We start from the raw sequence: 647 nt of genomic DNA on the forward strand, positions 1-647 counted from the left end.
CGGACATGAACTTGATGCTCGTTGGCATCGATCCTGTCGCAATGATCCCTCTTCAGCACGGCAAGTCACTTAATGAGATGCCCGTTCTCTCCTTGATGAAGCCGCCGTATCCGATCTTGATCAGTCAAGATTTGGCGTCTTACATGAACTGGCAAGACGGCGACTTTATTGAGTTGAATGACGGCAGCCGTCTTGGCCCTGTTCAAGTGGATCAAAACAAGCTCTTATCAGGTACACGTTTAGTTACCGATATTTCTTTATTAAGAATGTTGAAGCGAAGCTCGGGCCTTTCAGCGATTTCATGTGGCGAGATGCCAGAAGAAAAACTGATCGCATTAAAAAACATACTGCCAAATGGCATGACTTTGGTACGAAACACTCGTACTGAGCTTGAATCTTTGACCAAAGCATTCCACATGAACCTAACCGCGATGGGGATGTTGTCATTTTTGGTTGGACTGTTCATCTTCTATCAAGCGATGTCATTGTCTTTTATTCAGCGTCAGCGATTGGTCGGCATTTTGCGTCAAACCGGTGTGAATGGAACCCAATTGGCGCAAGCGCTATTACTTGAGCTCTCGATCCTCGTTTTGGTCGCTTGGGCTTGCGGTAACTTCTTTGGACTCATGTTGGCGAACGAGTTGATC

General features: G+C 46.4%; 1 protein-coding gene. It reads left to right on the top strand.

Annotation, left to right across the window (positions count from 1 at the left end; translation table 11 throughout):
• Window positions 1–647: FtsX-like permease family protein (locus tag R7190_RS28220; RefSeq protein ID WP_318137972.1), on the top strand; the 647-nt coding region annotated here is incomplete at both ends.

Source organism: Vibrio sp. 1078-1, assembly GCF_033340475.1.